This window comes from Arthrobacter ramosus (assembly GCF_039535095.1).
GTDB lineage: Bacteria > Actinomycetota > Actinomycetes > Actinomycetales > Micrococcaceae > Arthrobacter > Arthrobacter ramosus.
Genome location: NZ_BAAAWN010000001.1, coordinates 785893 through 808552 on the forward strand (window position 1 = coordinate 785893; position 22660 = coordinate 808552).

Consider the following 22660-nt stretch of genomic DNA (forward strand, 5'->3'; position numbering starts at 1 on the left):
ACAGACTCCAGGTACCGGCATTGGTCCCTGAATCTGCAATTTCACCAAATCCAAAGCCCCCAAGTAGACTTGCTGGAGTTTCTGCCGCGAAAAGCGCGGCCGAGGAGCAACTCACTTGAAATCGTTCTAGGAGGAACCTGTGGCAAAGGCAAAGTTCGAGCGGACTAAGCCGCACGTCAACATCGGCACCATTGGTCACGTTGACCACGGTAAGACGACGCTGACTGCCGCCATTTCCAAGGTGCTGTACGACAAGTACCCCACTCTCAACGAGCAGCGCGACTTCGCGTCGATTGACTCTGCTCCGGAAGAGCGCCAGCGTGGTATTACCATCAACATCTCCCACGTTGAGTACCAGACCGAGAAGCGCCACTACGCACACGTAGACGCTCCGGGTCACGCTGACTACATCAAGAACATGATCACCGGTGCTGCCCAGATGGACGGTGCGATCCTCGTGGTTGCCGCCACTGACGGCCCGATGGCTCAGACCCGCGAGCACGTTCTGCTCGCCCGCCAGGTTGGCGTTCCCTACCTGCTGGTCGCGCTGAACAAGTCCGACATGGTCGACGACGAAGAGCTTCTCGACCTCGTTGAAATGGAAGTTCGCGAGCTGCTCAGCGCTCAGGGCTTCGATGGCGACGACGCTCCGGTTGTGCGTGTTTCCGGCCTCAAGGCACTCGAAGGCGACCCGGTTTGGGTCAAGTCCGTCGAGGACCTCATGGAAGCTGTCGACAACTCGGTTCCGGACCCCGTTCGTGACCGCGACAAGCCGTTCCTGATGCCGATCGAAGACGTCTTCACGATCACCGGTCGTGGCACCGTTGTAACGGGTCGCGCCGAGCGCGGTACCCTCGCGATCAACTCTGAAGTTGAAATCGTTGGTATCCGTCCGATCCAGAAGACCACCGTTACCGGTATCGAGATGTTCCACAAGCAGCTCGACGAAGCATGGGCCGGCGAGAACTGTGGCCTCCTGCTCCGCGGTCTGAAGCGCGACGACGTCGAGCGTGGCCAGGTTGTCGTCAAGCCGGGTTCCATCACCCCGCACACCGACTTCGAGGCCAACGTCTACATCCTTTCCAAGGACGAAGGCGGACGTCACAACCCGTTCTACTCGAACTACCGCCCCCAGTTCTACTTCCGCACCACGGACGTAACCGGCGTTATCACCCTGCCGGAAGGCACGGAAATGGTTATGCCTGGCGACAACACTGAGATGACCGTTGAGCTCATCCAGCCGATCGCTATGGAAGAGGGCCTCGGCTTCGCAATCCGTGAAGGTGGCCGCACCGTTGGTTCGGGACGTGTCACCAAGATCATCAAGTAGTTTCTACTTGTAGATCGGTGAAGGGCCGGCCGCCTCGCGACCGGTAGCAAACCAAGAAGAACCCCGTCACTATCGTGGCGGGGTTCTTTTTTGCATGCTCGCGGTGATCGCCTTGGCATCCTGGGTTATAGGTCTGCGGTCAGGCGCTGGGAAGGAACGGAAAGACGGCCGCGGGTAAGCAGCGCGACCGGTGCCTGGGCTGCGGGGCCAGCCGCTCCGGTGAACGCCAGGACGTCAGCCGACGCTCAGAGCTCGAGGCGTTCCTTGGCTGGCTGATGGGCACCTCCAATCAGTCTTCGCTCACCTCGTTCGAGGATCTATGGACACCGTCGGATTCTGCTGGATCATTCTCTTCGCCGAAGTTGCCGGTCCCGTGATTCCGCGGGCCTGGAATTTGTCCATTCGAATGATTGAGCAAAATCCGACATCCGAGCGAAGACGATCCCGGGACGGACATGACGCGCCCCGGATTTACACACGTTTTGGCCTATAAGCCGGCATTGATCGACCTTGCCGTCTGGCCCCCGCAACAGGACCGCGCCCTGATAGCGTTGCCTCAAAGGAGGAATGCGGAATGGGATGGCTCATTTTTCTGGTCGTGGTGGTTGTGGTGGTAGCTGGCGTGATGTGGGGAAGGAAATACTTCCGCCGGGAGATCGAGCGCGCCAAGCGCATCAATCGGTCGAACAGGAAAGATTGATTTAGCACGATCGGTCCACCAAAGGGACTTCGAATCAGCTCCGGCGCGCCTTACTCAAGGACCGGTACCAGTAGTACGAGTCCTTGGGGGTTCTTTCGAGCGTGTCAAAATCAACGTGCACCAGCCCGAATCGCTGTGAATATCCGGCGGCCCATTCGAAGTTGTCCAGCAGCGTCCAGACGTAGTAACCCAGGAGTTCGACGTCGTGGGCGATCCCGCCAGGGGCCGTGGCCCTCAAGGCCTGACCAAGGTGCGAAGCAAGGTAGCTGATGCGGTCGGCGTCGTGCACCGGACCCCGGGTGTGGTCCGGTTCCGGGAAGCTCGCGCCGCTCTCTGTGATGAAGAGGGGAGGCAGCGCTGCTCCGTACCGGTCTTTCAGCTCCCGCAGCAGGATTCCGAGGTGTTCGGGGGCCACCGGCCAACCAAATCCGGTCGTTTCGTATTCGGGGAAGGCCGCCAGATGGAACGGCAGCTTGGCCATCATGTCCGGGGTGTTCCAGTGTGCGCTTCCGTCGCCGCGGCCCGAAGCCACCTTGATGGGGTAGTAGTAGTTCAAGCCGTAGAAATCCAACGGCTGGTGAATGGTCTTGAGATCCTCGTCCCGGACCTTGCCCAAGGCCCGGAACCAAGGCTTCACTTGTAGTGGCGGCTTCGGGTACCGCCCCAGGAGGATCGGATCGGCATAGACCCGGTTGAAGATGAGGTCGAAGGCCTTGGCCATCAGAACGTCGGCCAAGCGCTTAGTTGCGGGCCGGACTGGCGAATGCACGTTGGCTACGCCGACAGTTCCCGCCACGCCGGCAGCGCGCAGGGCCTGGACGGCCAGGCCGTGCCCCAACAATTGGTGGTGGGCAGCCGGCAAGGCATCGAAAAGCAGCCGCCTGCCGGGAGCGTGGACGCCGAGCGCATATCCCTGCAACGCGACCGAAACGGGTTCGTTCAGGGTGACCCATTGCGCCACGCGGTCACCGAAGCGGTGGGCGGCCGCAGCGGAGTATTCGGCGAACCGTTCCGCCGTCGCCCGGTTCAGCCAGCCGCCGTCGTGCTCCAACGGCAGGGGAGTGTCCCAATGGAACAGGGTCACCATGGGGGAGACCCCGGCGTTCAGGAGCTTGTCTATCAAACGGTCGTAGAAGTCCAGGCCCTGTTGGTTGATGGGTCCCTTGCCGCCGGTTGGATCCGCGGCCAGGAGAGGGAAAACCGGTAGGAATCCACGCCCAGATCCTGCATGAGGGCAATGTCCTCGTCCGTCCGGTTGTAGTGGTCGCAGGCGACTGCGGGGGAGTGCCCGTCGACGATCGCGCCTGGTTTCTCGGCAAATGCATCCCAGCTTGATGGTCCGCGTCCGTCCGCTGAGAGCGAGCCCTCGATCTGAAAGGCAGCCGCAGCGACGCCCAAGGTGAAGTCCGGCCGTATGCGGCCTGCAAGATCCCCCACCGTGGCAGAATCTTGGACAGTCATGACCCCATCATCCCGAGCGCAGGAGCCGATGGCAATGGTCTGCGAGGCCCGATTGGCTTATGCCGGGGAATTCCGGCATACTAGGTGAGTTGTTCAAGCGCTTCTTCGCGTCCCGATCCGGATAATGCCGGGTGTCAGGGTCCAAGCTGAAGCCCAAACATAACCCAGATCCCCAAAGGAAGTCGGACGCGTTTGCGTGGAAATCGCGACACGCCCGACCGCGGGGGTCGGTTACACCGGCAAGTTGAGGAACCCGGATCCCTCCGGATTCAGCTTGTGCGGCGGGTGGTAGTACTACTTCAAATGCTTCGGCAGCCACATACAACACGTAAGTGAACAGGGCAGCCTTTATTCGAGGGCCGCACAGACTGAAAGAGAGTCAGGCGACATGGCGGGACAAAAAATCCGCATCCGGCTGAAGTCATATGACCACGAGGTCATTGATGTTTCAGCGCGGAAGATCGTTGAGACGGTCACGCGCGCAGGCGCAACGGTAGTAGGCCCCGTGCCGCTGCCGACGGAGAAGAACATCTACTGCGTGATCCGCTCTCCCCACAAGTACAAGGACAGCCGTGAGCACTTTGAAATGCGTACTCACAAGCGCCTGATCGACATCATCGACCCCACGCCGAAGGCTGTTGACTCGCTTATGCGTCTCGACCTGCCGGCCGACGTGAACATCGAAATCAAGCTGTAGGGAGGTGCTGAGAAAACTATGACCGCAACCCGTAATGTAAAGGGCCTGCTGGGCACGAAGCTCGGCATGACCCAGGTCTGGGACGAGAACAACAAGCTCATCCCGGTAACTGTCGTCCAGGCTGACTCCAACGTCATCACCCAGCTGCGCAATGCAGAAACTGATGGCTATGTCGCCGTTCAGATCGGCTACGGCCAGATCGATCCCCGCAAGGTCACCAAGCCGCTGGCTGGTCACTTTGAAAAGGCTGGCGTAACTCCTCGCCGCCACGTCGTCGAACTGCGCACTGCAGACGCCGCGTCTTACGAACTGGGCCAGGAGCTTTCTGTTGAGCTCTTCGAAGCCGGTCAGAAGATCGACGTCGTCGGCACCAGCAAGGGTAAGGGCTTCGCCGGTGTTATGAAGCGTCACGGCTTCCACGGTGTTGGAGCCTCCCACGGTGCGCACAAGAACCACCGCAAGCCCGGTTCCATCGGTGGCGCATCCACCCCGAGCCGCGTCTTCAAGGGTCTGAAAATGGCCGGTCGCATGGGCGCAGAACGTCACACCACGCTGAACCTCACGGTTCACGCTGTTGACGCCGAGAAGTCGCTGCTCCTTATCAAGGGTGCCGTCCCCGGCGCCCGCGGCCAGGTCGTCCTCGTACGCACCGCCGTGAAGGGAGCCTAGTTAGATGACTAGCACTGTCAAGGTAGACCTGCCTGCAGAGATCTTCGACGTCCAGACCAACGTGCCGCTGCTGCACCAGGTCGTCGTCGCACAGCTCGCTGCTGCTCGCCAGGGTACCCACAAGACCAAGACCCGCGCCGAAGTTTCCGGTGCAGGCCGCAAGCCGTTCAAGCAGAAGGGCACCGGCCGCGCCCGTCAGGGTTCGATCCGTGCTCCTCACATGACCGGTGGTGGCGTTGTCCACGGCCCGACACCGCGTGACTACAGCCAGCGGACCCCCAAGAAGATGAAGGCTGCCGCACTGCGTGGCGCCCTGTCCGACCGCGCCCGTAACGGCCGCATCCACGTCGTTGCTGAACTGGTCGCCGGCCCCAAGCCGTCCTCCAAGGAAGCACTGGCCGCGTTGCGCGCAGTTTCCGAGCGCAGGAACCTGCTCGTTGTTATCGAGCGCGCCAACGATGTTGCTGCACTTTCCGTGCGCAACCTCACGGATGTTCACGTTCTGTACGCAGACCAGTTGAACACCTACGACGTGCTGGTTTCCGACGACGTTGTCTTCACCAAGGCTGCGTTCGAGGCTTTCATCGCTGACAAGGCAAAGAACGAGGAGGATGCCAAGTGAGTGCAGCCACCATCAAAGACCCGCGCGACGTCGTCATTGCACCCGTCGTTTCGGAAAAGAGCTACGGCCTGATCGATGAGGGCAAGTACACCTTCCTGGTGGACCCCCGCTCGAACAAGACCGAGATCAAGCTGGCCGTGGAGAAGATTTTCTCCGTCAAGGTCGAATCGATCAACACCATCAACCGTGCCGGTAAGCGCAAGCGCACCAAATTCGGCTGGGGACAGCGCAAGAGCACCAAGCGTGCAATTGTCACCCTCAAAGAAGGCACAATCGACATCTTCGGCGGTCCGCTCGCGTAGCGGAGACCACTTTAACGAGGAAATGAATTATGGGAATCCGTAAATACAAGCCGACTACCCCGGGCCGTCGCGGCTCGAGCGTAGCCGACTTCTCCGAAATCACGCGATCGACTCCGGAAAAGTCGTTGCTGCGTCCGCTGCACAAGACTGGCGGCCGTAACAACACCGGTAAGATCACTACCCGTCACAAGGGTGGTGGCCACAAGCGCCAGTACCGTCTGATCGACTTCCGTCGCCACGACAAAGACGGCGTCAACGCCCGCGTTGCCGAAATCGAGTACGATCCGAACCGTACGGCTCGCATCGCCCTCCTGCACTACGTTGATGGCACCAAGCGTTACATCATCGCCCCGAACAAGCTGTCCCAGGGTGACTTCGTCGAGGCTGGCCCCGACGCTGACATCAAGCCGGGCAACAACTTGCCGCTGCGCAACATCCCGGTTGGTACCACCATCCACGCAGTTGAACTGCGTCCGGGTGGCGGCGCCAAGATGGCCCGTTCCGCAGGTGCTTCGGTTCAGCTCGTCGCCAAGGAAGGCCGTTTCGCCCAGCTGCGTCTGCCCTCCGGTGAAATCCGCAACGTTGACGTGCGCTGCCGCGCAACCGTCGGCGAGGTCGGCAACGCCGAGCAGTCGAACATCAACTGGGGCAAGGCGGGCCGTATGCGCTGGAAGGGCGTTCGCCCGACCGTCCGTGGTGTCGCCATGAACCCGGTCGATCACCCGCACGGTGGTGGTGAAGGTAAGACTTCCGGTGGACGTCACCCGGTCAACCCGAACGGTAAGCGTGAAGGCCGCACCCGCCGCCCCAACAAAGAGAGCGACAAGCTTATTGTTCGTCGCCGCCGTACTGGCAAGAACAAGCGATAGGAGCCTGGACACATGCCACGCAGCCTGAAAAAAGGTCCTTTCGTAGACCAGCACCTCTTTGTGAAGGTCGCCAGGGAAAACGAAAAGGGCACCAAGAACGTCATCAAGACCTGGTCCCGCCGTTCGATGATCGTCCCGGACATGCTGGGTCACACGATTGCCGTTCACGACGGACGCAAGCACATTCCGGTGTTTGTCACTGAGTCGATGGTCGGGCACAAGCTCGGCGAATTCGCTCCCACGCGGACATTCCGCGGCCATGTCAAGGACGACCGTAAGGGCAAGCGCCGCTAAGGCGCTGGCTCTACGGCTTAGACGAGAGAAGGAAAGCAATGGAAGCCAAGGCTATTGCGCGTCACATCCGCGTAACGCCTATGAAGGCCCGGCGCGTCGTCAACCTTGTTCGTGGTAAGCAAGCGAATGAGGCTCTGGCAATTCTGAAGTTCGCCGAACAGGCAGCTTCGGAGCCGGTATTCAAGGTAGTTCAGTCGGCAATGGCAAACGCACGGGTCCTCGCGGACCGCGACGGTGTTGCCTTTGACGAGGGAGACCTCTACATCAGCGAAGCGTTTGTTGATGAAGGCCCGACCATGAAGCGGTTCCAGCCGCGTGCTCAGGGTCGCGCATTTCAGATCAAGAAGCGCACGAGCCACATCACCGTGGTAGTCGCTACCCCGGAGAAAGAGGAGGCTCGCTAAGTGGGACAGAAAGTAAACCCGCACGGGTTCCGACTCGGCATCACCACCGATCACGTATCGCACTGGTTTGCTGACAGTACCAAGGCTGGCCAGCGGTACAAGGACTTCGTTCGCGAAGACATCCGCATCCGCCAGCTCATGTCCACGGGCATGGAGCGCGCTGGTATCGCCAAGGTCGAAATCGAGCGCACCCGTGACCGTGTCCGCGTGGACATCCACACGGCTCGCCCGGGTATCGTCATCGGCCGCCGCGGCGCAGAAGCGGACCGCATTCGCGGCGAGCTCGAAAAGCTCACCGGCAAGCAGGTCCAGCTGAACATCCTCGAGGTCAAGAACCCCGAGATGGAAGCCCAGCTTGTTGCCCAGGGCGTTGCTGAGCAGCTGACTTCCCGCGTGGCTTTCCGCCGTGCGATGAAGAAGGCCATGCAGTCCGCACAGCGTGCGGGTGCCAAGGGTATCCGTATTGCTTGCTCCGGTCGACTGGGTGGCGCAGAAATGTCCCGCTCGGAGTTCTACCGCGAAGGCCGTGTGCCCCTGCACACCCTGCGTGCGAACATCGACTACGGCTTCTACGAGGCCAAGACCACCTTCGGCCGCATCGGCGTGAAGGTCTGGATCTACAAGGGCGACGTCACCGCCAAGGAACTGGCTCAGCAGGCAGCTGCTGCTCCGTCCCGCGGCCGCGGTCCCAGCGACCGCCCGGGCCGCCCGGGTGGCGCCGACCGTGGTGACCGCCGTCGTCGTACCGACCGTCCGGCAGCCGACGCAGCACCTGTTGCTGCAGAGGCTCCGGCAGCTGAAGCTGCTGCTCCCGCGGCAGAAGGAGGACAGGCTTAAATGCTTATCCCACGTCGAGTCAAGCACCGTAAGCAGCACCACCCGGGTCGTTCCGGCGCTGCAACGGGCGGCACCAAGGTCACTTTCGGTGAGTACGGCATCCAGGCGCTGAGCCCGGCCTACGTCACGAACCGTCAGATCGAGTCTGCCCGTATCGCGATGACCCGCCACATCAAGCGTGGCGGCAAGGTCTGGATCAACATTTATCCGGACCGTCCGCTGACGAAGAAGCCGGCCGAAACCCGCATGGGTTCCGGTAAGGGTTCTCCGGAATGGTGGGTCGCAAACGTCAAGCCGGGCCGGGTTCTCTTTGAGATCGCCGGTGTCGAAGAATCGGTTGCTCGCGAGGCACTGCGCCTGGCAATCCACAAGCTCCCGTTGAAGGCACGCATTCTGCGTCGCGAAGGTGGTGAATAGAAATGGCAGTAGGATCCAAGGAACTTGCATCCGCACAGCTGGACGGTTTCGACAACGAGCGACTCGTTGAAGAACTCCGCAAGGCCAAGGAAGAGCTGTTCAACCTGCGTTTCCAGTCCGCCACCGGTCAGCTGGAGAACCACGGTCGTCTGCGCGCGGTAAAGAAGGACATCGCACGCATCTACACCGTTCTCCGTGAGCGCGAGCTGGGCATTCGTGCCGAGGTTGCCGCACCGGTTGTGGAAGCCAAGGAAGAAAAGAAGTCCAAGAAGGCAGAAGCCAAGGCTGAAAAGCCCGAAGCCGAGGCTGGAGAGGACGCCAAGTGAGCGAACAGAAGGAAACTGTGACGGAAGCAGCAGCCAGCGCTGAACAGCGCGGTTACCGTAAGACGCGTCGCGGCTACGTTGTCTCTGACAAGATGGAAAAGACCATCGTTGTTCAGGTTGAAGACCGCGTGAAGCACGCTCTGTACGGCAAGGTCATTCGCCGCACCTCGAAGATCAAGGCTCACGACGAACAGAACACCGCCGGCATCGGCGACCTCGTTCTGATCTCGGAGACCCGCCCGCTGTCCGCTACAAAGCGGTGGCGCCTGGTCGAGATCCTCGAAAAGGCTAAGTAATCCCGCGCCGGGCTTTGTCCGGCAGCGATATGGATTGGTGGGAGGGCCCGCATTCCGGAAGGAATGCGGGCCTTTCCGCGTTTCGGTCCTAGGCGCAAAACGTGCTAGGATATTGAGTTTGTATGGCGCCAGTTGTGCGTCAACAACCACCTCGTAAACAATCGTGCCGCGGCATACTGCCCCGCGCAGTTATTTCCGCAAGGGAAGCTGATGCTGGCGGCACGGGAGTTTAGGCCTGCTCTGGCAAAATCCAGGCAGGTCAAGAGACACCCCGATCAACCGTTCCGCAAGGCTCATTCCGTATGCTCCATTTCGGTCTGAGAACCGGCGCGACGCAAGGAGTAAAAATTGATTCAGCAGGAGTCGCGACTGAAGGTCGCCGACAACACGGGTGCTAAGGAAATCCTTACCATTCGCGTTCTCGGTGGATCCGGCCGTCGCTACGCAGGCATTGGCGACGTCATTGTCGCAACCGTCAAGGACGCTATCCCGGGCGGCAACGTAAAGAAGGGTGACGTCGTCAAGGCTGTCATCGTTCGTACCAAGAAGGAACGCCGCCGTGCGGATGGTTCCTACATCAAGTTTGACGAGAACGCAGCTGTGATTCTGAAGAACGACGGCGACCCCCGCGGTACCCGTATCTTCGGCCCGGTTGGTCGTGAACTCCGTGACAAGAAGTTCATGAAGATCGTCTCCCTGGCCCCGGAGGTGCTTTAGTCCATGGCTAAAATCAAGAAGGGTGACCTCGTTCAGGTCATCACCGGAGCCAAGCAGGAGCGCGGCGGCGACCGCGGCAAGCAGGGTAAGGTTTTGCGCGTTTACCCGGATGCCAACCGCGTTCTGGTAGAAGGCATCAACCGAGTCACCAAGCACACCAAGGTCGGTCAGTCGCAGCGCGGCACCAAGACCGGTGGCATCGAGGTCGTTGAGGCCCCGATCCACGTCTCCAACGTTGCTCTTGTTGACCCCTCGACCAAGAAGCCGACCCGCGTCGGTTTCCGTCTCGAGACCGTTGATAAGGACGGCGTCTCCAAGACCGTCCGTGTCCGCGTGTCCAAGGCATCCGGGAAGGACATCTAATGACTGAGACTCTCGAGACTCCAGCGAAGATCGTTCCGCGTCTGAAGACGAAGTACGCCGATTCCATCAAGCAGACCCTGGTTGAGGAATTCAAGTACGAGAACGTGAACCAGGTTCCCCGCCTGGTGAAGGTTGTTGTGAACATGGGTGTTGGAGATGCCGCCAAGGACTCCAAGCTGATCGACGGCGCTGTCCGCGACCTCACCCTGATCACCGGCCAGAAGCCGCAGGTAACCAAGGCCCGCAAGTCCATCGCCCAGTTCAAGCTGCGCGAAGGCATGCCCATCGGTGCACACGCAACTCTGCGTGGGGACCGTATGTGGGAATTCGTGGACCGCCTCGTGTCCCTCGCCCTGCCCCGTATCCGCGACTTCCGCGGCCTCAACGGCAAGCAGTTCGACGGCAACGGCAACTACACCTTCGGTTTGACCGAGCAGGTTATGTTCCACGAAATCGACCAGGACTCCATCGACCGCGTTCGCGGCATGGACATCACGGTTGTCACCACTGCAAAGACCGATGACGAAGGCCGTGCGCTGCTCAAGGCACTTGGCTTCCCGTTCAAATCCGAAGACTAATAACTACGTAGTAGGTCCGGCCGCGGCTGCTTTGTAGCCAACGCGGAAACCATTACGAGGAAGGGCAAGAGCCCAAAATGACTATGACAGATCCTGTCGCAGACATGCTTACGCGTCTGCGCAACGCCAACTCGGCATACCACGACACCGTGAGCATGCCGTACAGCAAGCTCAAGGCACGCGTTGCCGACATCCTGAAGGCAGAAGGCTACATTGCTGCCTGGAAGGAAGAGGAAGCCGAAGTCGGCAAGAAGCTGACCATCGACCTCAAGTTCGGTCCGAACCGCGAGCGTTCGATTGCTGGTGTCCGCCGCATTTCCAAGCCTGGTCTCCGCGTTTACGCGAAGTCCACCAACCTGCCTCACGTGCTGGGTGGCCTGGGTATCGCAATCCTGTCCACCTCTTCCGGCCTCCTGACTGACAAGCAGGCCGGCAAGAAGGGCGTGGGCGGCGAAGTCCTCGCGTACGTCTGGTAACGGGAAAGGAAGAGAATAATGTCACGTATTGGACGTCTCCCCATCACCGTTCCTGCCGGCGTTGAAGTTAAGGTTGATGGCTCTGTCATCAACGTCAAGGGCACCAAAGGCGAGCTGAGCCACACTGTAGCCAGCCCGATCGAGGTCACCCTGGACGAAAGCACCTTGACTGTCACCCGCCCGAACGACGAGCGCGCTTCGCGTTCCCTGCACGGCCTGACCCGCACCCTGATCGCCAACATGATCGAGGGCGTCACCAAGGGCTACGAAAAGAAGCTTGAAATCGTTGGTACCGGTTACCGCGTTCAGGCCAAGGGTTCTGACCTTGAGTTCGCTCTCGGCTACAGCCACCCGGTCAATGTCTCCGCTCCCGAAGGCATCACCTTCACGGTGGAGGGGCCGACCAAGCTCTCCGTCGCTGGTATCTCCAAGCAGCAGGTCGGCGAGGTTGCTGCCAACATTCGCAAGCTGCGCAAGCCCGACCCCTATAAGGGCAAGGGTGTCCGTTACGCCGGCGAAGTTATCCGCCGCAAGGTCGGAAAGGCTGGTAAGTAAACCATGGCCATCGCAATTAACAAGAAGCGGTCGAACAAGAGCAAGTCTGCTGCACGCAGCCGTCGCCAGCTTCGTATCCGCAAGCGCATCACCGGCACGGCTGCTCGTCCTCGTCTGGTCGTCAACCGCTCCGCACGCCACATCTTCGTCCAGGTTGTCGATGACAGCAAGGGTGTAACCGTGGCTTACGCTTCCACTTTGGAAGCTGACCTTCGTGCATTCGACGGCGACAAGACTGCCAAGGCCAAGCGCGTCGGCGAGCTCGTTGCCGGCCGTGCCAAGGCTGCAGGCATCGAAGCTGTTGTCTTTGACCGCGGTGGTAACAAGTACCACGGCCGGATCGCCGCCGTCGCTGACGGCGCACGTGAAGGTGGGCTGGCACTGTGACCGTTGAGAATAACGAAAAGGACATTCAGGTGACTGAAGCTGCAGCTGCTGAGGCAACTGAGACTGCTGCTGCCACCGACGACCGCCGCGGCGGCCGTCGTGGCGAGCGTGGTGACCGTGGCCAGGGCCGCGGCGACCGTGGTGGCCGTGGTGGCCGCGACGGCGGTCGCGAGGCCGAGAAGAGCCAGTTCGTAGAGCGCGTTGTAACCATCAACCGTGTTGCCAAGGTCGTCAAGGGTGGTCGTCGCTTCAGCTTCACCGCGCTCGTCGTCGTCGGTGACGGCAACGGCCTGGTCGGCGTTGGCTATGGCAAGGCCAAGGAAGTTCCGGCAGCTATCGCAAAGGGCGTTGAAGAGGCTAAGAAGTCCTTCTTCCGCGTTCCCCGCGTTGGCAGCACCATCCCGCACCGCGTGCAGGGTGAGGCCGCAGCAGGCGTTGTCATGCTGCGTCCGGCTTCCCCGGGTACCGGTGTTATCGCCGGTGGTCCGGTCCGCGCGGTACTGGAATGCGTCGGTATCCACGACGTTCTCTCCAAGTCGCTCGGTTCCTCGAACGCCATCAACATCGTTCACGCGACTGTTGACGCCCTGAAGCGACTGGAAGAGCCCGCTTCCGTGGCAGCCCGCCGTGGCCTGCCGCTGGACGAGGTTGCTCCTGCTGCTCTGGTGCGCGCACTCCAGAACCAGAAGGCAGGTGTCTAGTCATGGCTAAGAACCTGACTCCCTCCGACGCTCAGTTGGAGATCACCCAGATCAAGGGCGTCATCGGCGCCAAGCAGAACCAGCGTGAGACCCTGCGGTCCCTCGGCCTCAAGCGCATCGGACACACTGTTGTCCGTAGCGCTGATGCCGTAACCGTTGGAATGCTCAACACGGTTCCGCACCTCGTGAATGTAGAGGAGGCGAAGTAATGGCTGAGAACAAAACCGCCGCAGAGGCTGCCGACAAGCAGAACACTCTGAAGGTCCACCACCTGCGTCCCGCCCCCGGTGCCAAGACTGCCAAGACCCGTGTTGGTCGTGGTGAAGGCTCCAAGGGTAAGACCGCCGGTCGCGGTACCAAGGGTACGAAGGCCCGCTACCAGGTCAAGGCTGGCTTTGCCGGCGGCCAGCTGCCGCTGCACATGCGCCTGCCGAAGCTTCGCGGCTTCAAGAACCCGTTCCGGGTTGAGTTCCAGGTTGTAAACCTGGACAAGCTCAACGAGCTGTTCCCGGAAGGTGGCGCTGTCACCGTCGAGTCCCTGGTTGAGAAGGGTGCCGTTCGCAAGAACCAGCCCGTCAAGGTGCTGGGCACCGGCGACATCACCGTCAAGGTTGACGTTACCGCCCACGCTTTCTCCTCCAGCGCAGCTGAGAAGATCGCAGCAGCAGGCGGAACCACCACTGCCCTCTAAAGGGCTCTGGGGCTATCGCCCGCTGTGAAAAGACTCCCGGTGCGGAGGGCTTCGGCCCACCGCGCCGGGAGTTTTTTCCTATGGCGCGCACCCCTCGATTGTTCGCATGGCGCATCAAACCGTTAGACTCGGGTGTTGGGTTTCAATGACCCCTTTCGACACCCTTGGACTTTTAACTCAGGAGGACGCTTGCTAAGCGCATTCGGCCGGGCATTTCGTACGCCTGATCTGCGACGCAAGTTGTTGTTCACGCTGGGAATCATCACAATCTTCCGCTTGGGAGCTTTTATCCCCTCGCCTGGTGTGAGCTACCAAAATGTTCAGCAATGTTTGTCAAGCAATCAGGACCAGGGCGGCCTCTACCAGCTCGTCAACCTGTTCAGCGGTGGTGCACTGCTGCAGGTTTCGATCTTTGCCCTGGGGATCATGCCGTACATCACGGCCAGCATCATCGTGCAGCTGCTCCGCGTGGTCATTCCGCGGTTCCAGGAGCTGTATGACGAAGGTGCCTCGGGCCAGTCGAAGCTGACGCAGTACACGCGTTATCTGACCATTGCGCTGGGCCTGCTGAATGCCACCACTTTGGTGTCCCTGGCACGCTCCGGCCAGCTGCTGCCCAACTGCCAGCTGCCGATCATCCCCGACAAGAGCATCATCGCCACGATTCTTGTGGTCATCACCTTGACGGCCGGTACAGGCCTCATCATGTGGATGGGCGAACTGGTTACCGAGAAGGGCGTGGGCAACGGCATGTCGTTGCTCATCTTCACCTCCATCGCTGCCGGCTTCCCGACCTCGCTTGGGGCCATCTGGAACTCCAAGGGACCGGGCACCTTCTTCACGGTATTGGCGATCGGCCTCGTGACGGTCGCACTCGTAGTCTTCGTGGAGCAGTCCCAGCGGCGCATTCCGGTCCAGTATGCCAAGCGTATGATCGGCCGGCGCACCGTGGGCGGCACCAGCACCTACATCCCCATCAAGGTGAACATGGCCGGCGTCGTGCCCGTCATCTTTGCTTCCTCCATGCTCTACCTGCCCGGGCTGATTGCGCAGTTCAACCAGCCGAAGGCCGGAGAGTCCATCGCCCCGTGGGTTGAGTGGATCAACAACAACCTCACCAAGGGCGACCACCCCATCTACATGGCGTTGTACTTCGTCATGATTGTGTTCTTCACCTACTTCTACGTCGCGATCACCTTCAACCCTGAAGAGGTCTCGGACAACATGAAGAAGTACGGCGGGTTCATTCCGGGCATCCGGGCGGGTAAACCGACCGCGGACTACCTGCAGTACGTGCTTTCCAGGATCACCCTCCCCGGCGCCTTTTACCTGGGCTTCGTGGCGTTGATTCCGCTGGTCGCACTCGTCCTGATCGGCGCCAACCAGAACTTCCCGTTCGGTGGTACGTCAATTCTGATCATGGTGGGTGTGGGCCTGGAAACCGTCAAGCAGATTGATGCGCAGCTACAACAACGTCACTACGAAGGGCTTTTGCGATGACGAGAATGCTGATCATTGGACCCCCGGGTTCGGGCAAGGGAACCCAGGCTGAGCGGATTTCCGGGCGCTTGGGCGTAGTCCCCATTTCCACGGGCGACATCTTCCGTGCAAACGTCAAGGGCGAAACCCCGCTGGGTATCGAAGCCAAGAAGTACATGGACGCCGGCGATTTCGTTCCGGACAGCGTCACCAACAAGATGGTCCGTGACCGCCTGAGCGAGAGCGACGTCGAGAACGGCTTCCTGCTCGACGGATACCCGCGCACCACCGCCCAGGTGGAATACCTGGACCGGATCCTCGCCGACACGGAAGAGAAGCTCGACGTCGTGCTTCAGCTGACGGCCGACGACGAGGAACTTGTTAAACGCTTGCTGGGCCGTGCGAAGGAGACCGGGCGCTCGGATGACAACGAAGGTGTCATCCGCCACCGCCTGGACCTCTACCACGAGCAGACCGAGGCCGTCGTGGCCAAGTATGCCGAACGCGGCATCCTGACCCAGGTCGATGGCATTGGCGGCATCGACGAGGTCACGGATCGCGTCCTGTTGGCCATCGAGGCGGCCAAGGCGGTCTAGTCGCCGCACGACTGTTGAAAAGGGTGTGTCCCGCGCCGGAGTGAACTGCTCCGCGCGCGGGACACGCCCTTTTCTGTTCCCTTTCTGTGGGCCCGGGGCCCGGGGCCCGGGACCCCAGACCGTTCCAGGGACCGTTCCGGGGCGTTCGCAGCTCCGGTTTCGGGCAGGACCGCCGATGCGGGAAAATAAGAGACCAAAGGGTGATCTGGTTCCGCAGCCCACCACAAGCAGCACACGACAAGAGGAGACCATGGCGTTCGGCCAGCCCCGCATCGAATACAAGACCAATGAGCAAATGCGCAAGATGCACGAGGCCGGATTGGTCCTCAGCAGAGCGCTCGACGCGGCCGTTGCGGCTGCGAAACCGGGCGTGACCACGCGTGAGATCGACGCCGTGTTCGCCGCGGTCCTCATCGACGCTGGAGCGAAGTCGAATTTCCTCGGATACCACGGCTTCCCGGCCACCATCTGCACGTCCGTCAACGAGGAAGTGGTCCACGGCATCCCCGGTGACCGGGCCCTCCAGGACGGGGACATCATTTCGATTGATGGCGGAGCGATCGTCGATGGTTGGCACTCCGACTCCGCGCGCACCGTGATAGTCGGGGCGGCCGATCCTGAAGACCAGCGGCTCTCGGATGTCACCCAGGCCGCAATGTGGCGTGGAATTGCAGCCTTGGCCAAGGGCAAGTTCGTGGGCGACATCGGCAACGCCGTGGATGACTACGTCTCCTCCGTCCCGGGAAAGCCTCTGGGCATCCTGGAAGACTACGTAGGCCACGGGATCGGTTCCGAGATGCACATGGCTCCTGATGTGTTGAACTATCGCACCACGCACCGCGGCCCGAAGATCAGGCCGGGACTGTGCCTTGCGATCGAACCCATGCTCGTCCGCGGCGGCATCGAAACAGCAACCCTCGACGACGACTGGACCGTGGTGACCACCGACGGCAAGCGTTCGTGCCAGTGGGAGCACTCGGTGGCCGTCCACGAAAAGGGCATCTGGGTGCTTTCCGCGCCCGACGGCGGTGCAGAGCAGCTGGTGCCGCTCGGCGTCGTTCCCGTTCCGATTCCCTGACGCCCACGCAGGCAACCGATACAGAAAATCCCTGGCGACACCGGAATTCGGGTGTCGCCAGGGATTCTGCGTATCAGGGGAGTTTGGCTAGCTCTTGAGCTTGGGCTTCACGTCCTTGGTGTAAATGCCATCGAGGGTTGTCTTGAGGTCCGTCATGGTGGCCTTCACGTCGCCCTGCTGGGTGAGGATCTTCGCGGCAGCCTTGGCCATCTCCTGATCTGCACCGGGCAGGAACACGCGGGCGTTGTCCTGCACCTTGGTCACGGCGAGCTGGTCCATGGCCGTCTTGATTTGGGGAGTCTTGGCGAGGACTGCCGTCATGTCCGCCGAGACGCGCGTGGGCATGTACCCGGTCGCAGCCGAGAATGCCGCGGTGTTCTCCGGCTCGGTCATGAATTTCAGGAAGGTGGCAGCCGCGAGCTGGACTTCCTTGCTCACACCGCTGGGAATCCCGAGTCCGGCGCCGCCGGTGGGGCAGACGTTGGTCTCGGCCTTGGGGCCGCCCGGCAGGAAGCCGACGCCGACGTTGAACTTGGCGGACTTCAGCACGCCCAGCAGGTCCCCGGTGGAGGAGATCGTCGTGGACGTGATGCCTGCGGAGAAGTCGTCCGCGGCGTTCTTGGAGGAGACACCGGCCCACTTGTCTTTGTAGATGGAGTCCTGGGCCCACTGCAGGGCCGTGACGGACTCGGTGGAATCGCAGTTGAAGGTCCAGCCGTTGGACCAGCTGCCGCCCCAGCCCCACAGGTTGTTCTGCAGGGTCCAGCCGGCGTATCCGGCAAGGGCCGGGTAGATGTAGGCGTACTTCGCGCCCGAGCTGGCCTGGAGCTTGGGGGCCCACTCGGCGAACTCCTGCCAGGTCTTGGGTGCCCGGTCCGGAAGGCCGGCTGCCTTGAAGTGGTCCTTGTTGTAGTAGAAGAGCGGGGTGGAGCGGCCGTAGGGGAGCGCCCACTGCTTGTTGGCGTATTGGTAGTCCGCTACGAGGGACTTCTGGAAGTCGTCGATTTTGACGTCCAGCTGCTTGATGAGTCCGTCCAACGGAATGATGTTGCCGTTGGTGTAGTAGCGGAACCACCAGACGTCGGAGAGCACGACGAGGCCGGGGAGGGCCGACTTCGCGGCCTGCGAGGTCTGGAACTTCTGGGCGATTTCCTCGTAGTTGGCGCCCGCCGTCACGAGGTTAACCTTGATGTCCGGGAACTTCGCCTGGAACTTGTCGATGATGGATTGCTCGACGGCCTGGGACTGCCCGGGGTGGCTGGTCCAAAAGTCGAACGAGCCGGCCGGCTTGACGCCCGTGAAGTCGATGTCTGAAGGGCTGCTGCTCGCTGCGCTGCCGCTGGTGGACGGACCGCCGCACGCTGCCAGGGCGGCGGCGCCGACTCCAAGTCCGGCGAGCCCCAGGAAGTTTCTACGATCAAGATTCATTGCCATGGTTGGTCCTCTCAAGGATGCAAAAGGTGGTGATGGGGTTGTGGAAGGTGCGGTCTTGCTAGCCGGTGACGCTGCCCTGGGTGAGCCCGGCAACGATGTAGCGTTGCAACGCTGCGAAGACCAGGAGGATGGGGATGATCACCAGCACGGCCCCGGCCATCAGGATCCCCCAGCCGGCGCCGTTCCCTTCAGAGTTCTGAAGCAGGGTCAGGCCAACGGGGAGGGTCATGGTTTCCGGCCGGTCCGTAATGATCAGGGGCCAGATGTAGTCGTTCCATTCGCTGACCACGGTGACGAGGGCGACGGTGGCGATGGAGGGGAGCGACACGGGGACGACTACTTGCCACAGCCTGCGCCAATGGCCCGCGCCGTCGATTTCCGCGGCTTCGAGGATGGACCCCGGAAGCGTCTTGAAATGCTGGCGGAGGAGGAAAGTTCCAAAGGCGGTGCCAAGTCCCGGAAGAATAATTCCCCACAGGGTGTTCTTCCCGCCGATTCCCGCGATCAGGATGTAGTTGGGGAGGATCGACACTTGCGGCGGCACCATCAGGGCCACGAGGATCACGACGAAGATGACGCTCTTGAACGGGAAACGGACAAAAACCAGGGCGTATGCCGTCAGGATGGCCAGGATCACCTTCACCGTGGAACCGACCACGGTGACGATCAGGCTGTTCAGGAAGAACCGTGCGAACGGCACTGTGGTCATGGCCGTGTGGTAGTTCTCCAGGTTCAGGCCCTGCGGCAGGATCTTGAGATCCGTCGTGACGATCTCGCCGGGCTGCTTGAAGGAACTCAACAACATCCACAACAGCGGCAGGACCACCACGAGCGTGGCCACGATCAGCGGGATGTAGCCTCCGGCCAGTGTCTGGACGAGGTTTGCGCGGGAGAACGGCTTGTCACGCCGAGCCGGGAGCTCCGGACCGGCGTCGGGAGCTTTCAGGGTCCCGACGCCGCTTGCGGGGTTGGGGCTGACGGGAGAGAGCGTGCTCATGAGTAGTGCACCTTCCGTTCGACGAACCGCAACTGGAGCACGGTGATGATGAGCAGGATGGCGAAGAGCACCACTGAGATGGCGGCCGAGTAGCCGGCTCGGTTGTAGGCGCCGAAGGCCTGCAGATAGGCCTCGTAGATCAGCGTGCTGGTGCCGTTGCCCAGCGGAGTCATGATGCGGATCAGGTCGAAGGCCTGCAGCGAGCTGATCATCGTGGTGATCAGGAGAAAGAACGTGGTGGGCGAGAGCAGGGGAACGGAAATGCTCATGAAGCGGCGGAAGCCGTTGGCTCCGTCCAGGGAAGCGGCCTCCATGACGTCCTTCGGGAGCGACTGGAGCCCGGCGAGGTACACGACGGCGCAGTAGCCCAGGTTCTTCCAGACGTAGACGATGATGACCATCACGAGGGAGAGCTGCGGATCGTTGATCCACTGGGGGCTTTGCTGGCCGATGCCCCGGAGCAGCCATGACAGCACGCCGTATCCGGGGTCGAAGATGAACAGCCATACGAGGCCAACGCCTACGCCGCTGAGGACGTAGGGGGCGAAGACGGCTGAGCGCGCAAATGTGGTGCCGCGGACCTTCGCGTTCAAGGCCAGGGCCACCAAGAGGCCCAGCACCATGGAACCGCCGACGGTGACCACGGTGAAGATGAGCGTGGTGCCAAGCACTTGCGGGGCGTCGGAGCTGGTGAAGAAGTTGACGTAGTTGTCGAAGCCCACAACGGTGGCCGAGGTGGAGCCCAAGGTCCAGTCAAGGGTCGAGTAATACATGTTGTTGATCAACGGCAGATACGTGAACACCGCGATCAGCGCCAAGTTCGGCAAGGCCAGTGCCAGAAACACGAAGAAGTCGCGTCGGGTTCGGCCGGACCAGCGTCCCCGGCGCTGAGGGGCCGGGACAGCCTGCGCGGTGGCCGCGGGGCTGCCTGTCAGTTGTCTTGTCATGGGAGGTCTCTAACGGTTCGCAGATATCGGGGCGCGCCGGACTCGAACTGTTGGGTCAAGGGGGCGGCTAGTTTTACCTCACCACACGGGAACACCTGTCAAGTCAAAAAAGGGGGCGTTCGCGGGATTGTTGGACAAGCCTTTTGCGCTCGTTTACTCGATGTTTCGTGGCGCATGGGCCCGTGTTCACATTCGAGGCACGACTACCGTTTGTGGGCGAGGAGCAGAATAGGCACATGACTTCCAAGATCACTGATGTGTCAGGAATCCGGGTGGGACATGTCCAGCGGATCGGCGATGGCTGGCTGAGCGGGGTGACCGTTGTCCTTCCGCCGCCGGGGACGGTGGGATCGGTGGACGTCCGGGGCGGCGGACCGGGCACGCACGAGACGGACGCGCTCGACCCCACCACCCTGGTGCCCACGGTCGACGCGGTAGTGCTCACCGGCGGGAGTGCCTTCGGTTTGGTCACGGCCCACGGTGCCCAGCGGTGGTGCGAAGAGCAAGGGCGCGGTTTCGCCGTGCCTGGGGGAGTGGTGCCGATCGTTCCGGCCGCGGCGATCTTCGATTTGGGTCGCGGCGGTGACTTCGCCGCCCGCCCCGACGAAGCCATGGGATACGAAGCGGCTGTTGCGGCTGGGGCCTCCAGCGAGCACGCCGACGTCGGGCGTGGAAACATCGGTGCCGGTACCGGTGCAGTGATTGGGCGCGGCGCGTTCAAAGGGGGAGTGGGCACCTCGTCCATCACCTTGGACAGCGGCGTGGTGGTGGGCGCGCTCGCAGTGGTCAATGCGCTTGGGATGCCTTTCGGCACATCGTCCCGGCGGACGGAATCGGGCGGCCCCGAACCGGTGGGGCCGCCGGCGCTGAACACCACGCTTGTCGTCGTCGCCACCAACGCGCTCCTCGACCCCGCCGAATGCAAGCGCACCGCGAGTGCCGCACACGCCGGCCTCGCCCGGGCGCTGAATCCTTCCCATACCCTCGCCGACGGCGACACCGTGTTCGCGCTGGCGACAGGCGCCGTCGGGCTTGACCGCAGTTCGGAACAAGCAAGGCAGGTTTCGCTCATTACCCTGCAAAGCGCGGCGGCAGACGCCGTCCGCCTGGCTGTCCTCGACGGTGTCGCGGCTGCGGAATCCATCACGACGGCGGCAGGCACGTTCGCTGCCTACGGCGCGGTTTAGCGGGATACAAGGGGTTCCGCGGTCCGCGGAAGGGTGACACCGTGCCGGTATCTGCGCTAGCATGGGCGGATTTAACTTTCGCGCCATCTTGGCGTAGAGTTGTTTGTTGGTTGTCTCCACAGCCACGCCCATTTAACAGGTCGCGAGTCCTGCTTCGTGGAGTGGCAAGAGCCGGACGGCCAAACAAACAAAAAACGTCCGCAGATTTTCCGGTGCCTAACCGGAGGGCTGCGGCAAACAACAGTTAGCGGAGGATATGGCCAAGAAGGACGGGGTCATTGAGATCGAGGGCGTTGTGACTGAGGCACTGCCCAACGCGATGTTTCGCGTTGAGCTCACCAACAAGCACATCGTTCTTGCACATATCTCGGGGAAGATGCGACAGCACTACATCAGGATTCTCCCTGAGGACCGCGTAGTGGTGGAGCTAAGCCCTTACGACCTCACACGTGGTCGCATCGTCTACCGCTACAAGTAATTGCTGTGCGGCAACCTCGGGAAAACGAAAACCTAGGTAAAGCCGCTTCAGCTGACCAACTGCAACACGCAAAGGAACGCCATGAAGGTCAAGCCGAGCGTTAAGCAGATCTGCGACAAGTGCAAAGTGATCCGCCGTAATGGCCGGGTCATGGTGATCTGCGAGAACCCGCGCCACAAGCAGCGCCAGGGCTAATTCCCCGCAAGGGAACTAGCGCCCGCGAGGGCAACCTGGGTTGCTAACCCACGCAAGTAAATAAAGGCAGCACAAGCTGAATTGGGACGTATGGGCCCGGACAGCTAACCCCCGGTCGGAGGCTGGGGCCGCACTGAAAGTGCGGGTGTACTGCCTACGACCTCCGGTTTATTCAAGGAGCACTGCCACTATGGCTCGTCTCGCTGGCGTAGACATTCCCCGCGAAAAGCGGTTGGAAATTGCGCTTACTTACATCTACGGCGTGGGCAAGACCCGTGCACACGAAACCCTGGCTGCCACCGGCATCAGCGCTGACGTTCGCGTCAAGGACCTGACTGACGCCGAGCTGGTTCAGCTGCGTGACTACATTGAAGGCAACTACAAGGTTGAGGGTGACCTTCGCCGCGAAGTAGCAGCAGATATCCGCCGCAAGGTTGAAATCGGCAGCTACGAAGGCCTGCGTCACCGCAAGGGCCTGCCCGTACGCGGTCAGCGTACGAAGACCAACGCTCGTACCCGCAAGGGCCCGAAGCGTACCGTCGCCGGCAAGAAGAAAGCCGGCCGCTAGTCCCCATTT

Annotated in this window: 32 protein-coding genes and 1 pseudogene; 29 read left to right on the top strand and 4 right to left on the bottom strand. The window is 61.4% G+C overall.

The annotated features are described in order from the left end of the window. Window positions 1-139: 139 nt before the first annotated feature. Window positions 140-1330 (top strand): elongation factor Tu, encoded by a 1191-nt coding sequence (gene tuf, locus ABD742_RS03735; protein ID WP_234749052.1) that lies wholly within the window; start codon window positions 140-142, stop codon window positions 1328-1330. Between the two features lie 574 nt (window positions 1331-1904). Beyond that, window positions 1905-2030: a hypothetical protein gene (locus tag ABD742_RS03740; protein WP_268818815.1), complete on the top strand. Its 126-nt coding sequence runs from the start codon at window positions 1905-1907 to the stop codon at window positions 2028-2030. A 34-nt stretch (window positions 2031-2064) separates the two neighbouring features. Here the strand turns inward: ABD742_RS03740 and ABD742_RS03745 are convergent. Further along, window positions 2065-3491: pseudogene (locus tag ABD742_RS03745) on the bottom strand (GH1 family beta-glucosidase). Between the two features lie 388 nt (window positions 3492-3879). Between ABD742_RS03745 and rpsJ the strand changes: the two are divergent. From rpsJ to map, 23 genes are all read left to right on the top strand, one after another. Next, window positions 3880-4188: a 30S ribosomal protein S10 gene (rpsJ, locus tag ABD742_RS03750; protein ID WP_038464699.1), complete on the top strand. Its 309-nt coding sequence runs from the start codon at window positions 3880-3882 to the stop codon at window positions 4186-4188. Window positions 4189-4206: 18 nt separating this feature from the next. Further along, the gene (gene rplC, locus ABD742_RS03755; protein ID WP_059387360.1) at window positions 4207-4857 is read left to right on the top strand and encodes a 50S ribosomal protein L3; all 651 of its coding nucleotides are present in this window, start codon (window positions 4207-4209) and stop codon (window positions 4855-4857) included. Between the two features lie 4 nt (window positions 4858-4861). Continuing rightward, a complete protein-coding gene (gene rplD, locus ABD742_RS03760; RefSeq protein WP_234749056.1) occupies window positions 4862-5479 on the top strand; it encodes a 50S ribosomal protein L4 in 618 nt (205 codons plus the stop codon). Further along, the gene (gene rplW / locus ABD742_RS03765; RefSeq protein WP_059387362.1) at window positions 5476-5781 is read left to right on the top strand and encodes a 50S ribosomal protein L23; all 306 of its coding nucleotides are present in this window, start codon (window positions 5476-5478) and stop codon (window positions 5779-5781) included. The genes rplD and rplW overlap by 4 nt, the downstream gene beginning before the upstream one ends. A gap of 29 nt (window positions 5782-5810) precedes the next feature. After that, complete coding sequence (rplB, locus tag ABD742_RS03770; RefSeq protein WP_028265104.1) at window positions 5811-6650, top strand: 50S ribosomal protein L2; 840 nt, start codon at window positions 5811-5813, stop codon at window positions 6648-6650. Between the two features lie 12 nt (window positions 6651-6662). Beyond that, on the top strand, window positions 6663-6944 hold the full coding sequence (gene rpsS / locus ABD742_RS03775) for a 30S ribosomal protein S19 (RefSeq protein WP_018773666.1): 282 nt from the start codon (window positions 6663-6665) through the stop codon (window positions 6942-6944). A gap of 38 nt (window positions 6945-6982) precedes the next feature. Further along, window positions 6983-7348 carry a 50S ribosomal protein L22 gene (gene rplV, locus ABD742_RS03780; protein ID WP_028265103.1) on the top strand — a complete coding sequence of 122 codons (366 nt, stop codon included), beginning with the start codon at window positions 6983-6985 and terminating at the stop codon, window positions 7346-7348. Continuing rightward, window positions 7349-8185: a 30S ribosomal protein S3 gene (gene rpsC, locus ABD742_RS03785; protein ID WP_028265102.1), complete on the top strand. Its 837-nt coding sequence runs from the start codon at window positions 7349-7351 to the stop codon at window positions 8183-8185. Continuing rightward, the gene (gene rplP / locus ABD742_RS03790; RefSeq protein WP_234749058.1) at window positions 8186-8602 is read left to right on the top strand and encodes a 50S ribosomal protein L16; all 417 of its coding nucleotides are present in this window, start codon (window positions 8186-8188) and stop codon (window positions 8600-8602) included. Window positions 8603-8604: 2 nt separating this feature from the next. Next, window positions 8605-8928, top strand: a complete 324-nt coding sequence (gene rpmC / locus ABD742_RS03795) for a 50S ribosomal protein L29 (RefSeq protein ID WP_308193810.1) — start codon at window positions 8605-8607, stop codon at window positions 8926-8928. After that, window positions 8925-9224: a 30S ribosomal protein S17 gene (rpsQ, locus tag ABD742_RS03800; protein WP_059387365.1), complete on the top strand. Its 300-nt coding sequence runs from the start codon at window positions 8925-8927 to the stop codon at window positions 9222-9224. Before rpmC ends, rpsQ begins: the two co-directional genes overlap by 4 nt. 348 nt (window positions 9225-9572) lie before the next feature. After that, window positions 9573-9941 (top strand): 50S ribosomal protein L14, encoded by a 369-nt coding sequence (rplN, locus tag ABD742_RS03805; RefSeq protein ID WP_003803789.1) that lies wholly within the window; start codon window positions 9573-9575, stop codon window positions 9939-9941. Window positions 9942-9944: 3 nt separating this feature from the next. Beyond that, complete coding sequence (rplX, locus tag ABD742_RS03810) at window positions 9945-10304, top strand: 50S ribosomal protein L24 (protein WP_234749060.1); 360 nt, start codon at window positions 9945-9947, stop codon at window positions 10302-10304. Beyond that, window positions 10304-10882 carry a 50S ribosomal protein L5 gene (rplE, locus tag ABD742_RS03815; protein WP_234749062.1) on the top strand — a complete coding sequence of 193 codons (579 nt, stop codon included), beginning with the start codon at window positions 10304-10306 and terminating at the stop codon, window positions 10880-10882. The genes rplX and rplE overlap by 1 nt, the downstream gene beginning before the upstream one ends. Window positions 10883-10959: 77 nt before the next feature. Next, on the top strand, window positions 10960-11358 hold the full coding sequence (gene rpsH / locus ABD742_RS03820) for a 30S ribosomal protein S8 (RefSeq protein WP_028265096.1): 399 nt from the start codon (window positions 10960-10962) through the stop codon (window positions 11356-11358). Between the two features lie 18 nt (window positions 11359-11376). Further along, window positions 11377-11913 carry a 50S ribosomal protein L6 gene (gene rplF, locus ABD742_RS03825; RefSeq protein ID WP_234749064.1) on the top strand — a complete coding sequence of 179 codons (537 nt, stop codon included), beginning with the start codon at window positions 11377-11379 and terminating at the stop codon, window positions 11911-11913. Between the two features lie 3 nt (window positions 11914-11916). Beyond that, the gene (rplR, locus tag ABD742_RS03830; protein WP_234749066.1) at window positions 11917-12300 is read left to right on the top strand and encodes a 50S ribosomal protein L18; all 384 of its coding nucleotides are present in this window, start codon (window positions 11917-11919) and stop codon (window positions 12298-12300) included. Between the two features lie 29 nt (window positions 12301-12329). Next, a complete protein-coding gene (gene rpsE / locus ABD742_RS03835) occupies window positions 12330-13001 on the top strand; it encodes a 30S ribosomal protein S5 (RefSeq protein ID WP_028265093.1) in 672 nt (223 codons plus the stop codon). A 2-nt stretch (window positions 13002-13003) separates the two neighbouring features. After that, complete coding sequence (gene rpmD, locus ABD742_RS03840) at window positions 13004-13210, top strand: 50S ribosomal protein L30 (protein ID WP_078108095.1); 207 nt, start codon at window positions 13004-13006, stop codon at window positions 13208-13210. Then, entirely contained in the window at window positions 13210-13692 is a 483-nt protein-coding gene (rplO, locus tag ABD742_RS03845; protein WP_059387372.1) for a 50S ribosomal protein L15, read from the top strand. The genes rpmD and rplO overlap by 1 nt, the downstream gene beginning before the upstream one ends. Window positions 13693-13881: 189 nt before the next feature. Then, the gene (secY, locus tag ABD742_RS03850; RefSeq protein WP_234749068.1) at window positions 13882-15192 is read left to right on the top strand and encodes a preprotein translocase subunit SecY; all 1311 of its coding nucleotides are present in this window, start codon (window positions 13882-13884) and stop codon (window positions 15190-15192) included. Window positions 15193-15197: 5 nt separating this feature from the next. Then, on the top strand, window positions 15198-15767 hold the full coding sequence (locus tag ABD742_RS03855; protein ID WP_234749207.1) for an adenylate kinase: 570 nt from the start codon (window positions 15198-15200) through the stop codon (window positions 15765-15767). A gap of 250 nt (window positions 15768-16017) precedes the next feature. Then, the gene (gene map / locus ABD742_RS03860) at window positions 16018-16845 is read left to right on the top strand and encodes a type I methionyl aminopeptidase (RefSeq protein WP_234749070.1); all 828 of its coding nucleotides are present in this window, start codon (window positions 16018-16020) and stop codon (window positions 16843-16845) included. An 87-nt stretch (window positions 16846-16932) separates the two neighbouring features. On the opposite strand, the gene ABD742_RS03865 is transcribed toward map, so the two are convergent. Genes ABD742_RS03865 through ABD742_RS03875 form a run of 3 tightly spaced genes read right to left on the bottom strand, consistent with a single transcriptional unit; the run spans window position 16933 to window position 20223 of the window. Next, complete coding sequence (locus tag ABD742_RS03865) at window positions 16933-18279, bottom strand: ABC transporter substrate-binding protein (RefSeq protein WP_234749072.1); 1347 nt, start codon at window positions 18277-18279, stop codon at window positions 16933-16935. A gap of 58 nt (window positions 18280-18337) precedes the next feature. Continuing rightward, window positions 18338-19276, bottom strand: a complete 939-nt coding sequence (locus ABD742_RS03870) for a carbohydrate ABC transporter permease (RefSeq protein WP_234749074.1) — start codon at window positions 19274-19276, stop codon at window positions 18338-18340. Beyond that, a complete protein-coding gene (locus ABD742_RS03875) occupies window positions 19273-20223 on the bottom strand; it encodes a carbohydrate ABC transporter permease (protein WP_234749076.1) in 951 nt (316 codons plus the stop codon). The genes ABD742_RS03870 and ABD742_RS03875 overlap by 4 nt, the downstream gene beginning before the upstream one ends. Before the next feature lie 236 nt (window positions 20224-20459). Between ABD742_RS03875 and ABD742_RS03880 the strand changes: the two genes are divergently transcribed. The 4 genes from ABD742_RS03880 to rpsM all read left to right on the top strand — a co-directional run bounded on the left by ABD742_RS03880 (window position 20460) and on the right by rpsM (window position 22651). Beyond that, window positions 20460-21410 (top strand): P1 family peptidase, encoded by a 951-nt coding sequence (locus tag ABD742_RS03880; protein WP_234749078.1) that lies wholly within the window; start codon window positions 20460-20462, stop codon window positions 21408-21410. Between the two features lie 256 nt (window positions 21411-21666). After that, the gene (gene infA, locus ABD742_RS03885) at window positions 21667-21888 is read left to right on the top strand and encodes a translation initiation factor IF-1 (protein ID WP_009358723.1); all 222 of its coding nucleotides are present in this window, start codon (window positions 21667-21669) and stop codon (window positions 21886-21888) included. An 81-nt stretch (window positions 21889-21969) separates the two neighbouring features. After that, complete coding sequence (gene rpmJ / locus ABD742_RS03890; protein WP_011775570.1) at window positions 21970-22083, top strand: 50S ribosomal protein L36; 114 nt, start codon at window positions 21970-21972, stop codon at window positions 22081-22083. A 190-nt stretch (window positions 22084-22273) separates the two neighbouring features. After that, window positions 22274-22651, top strand: coding sequence for a 30S ribosomal protein S13 (rpsM, locus tag ABD742_RS03895; protein ID WP_011775569.1), 378 nt, complete (start codon window positions 22274-22276; stop codon window positions 22649-22651). Window positions 22652-22660 lie beyond the last annotated feature (9 nt).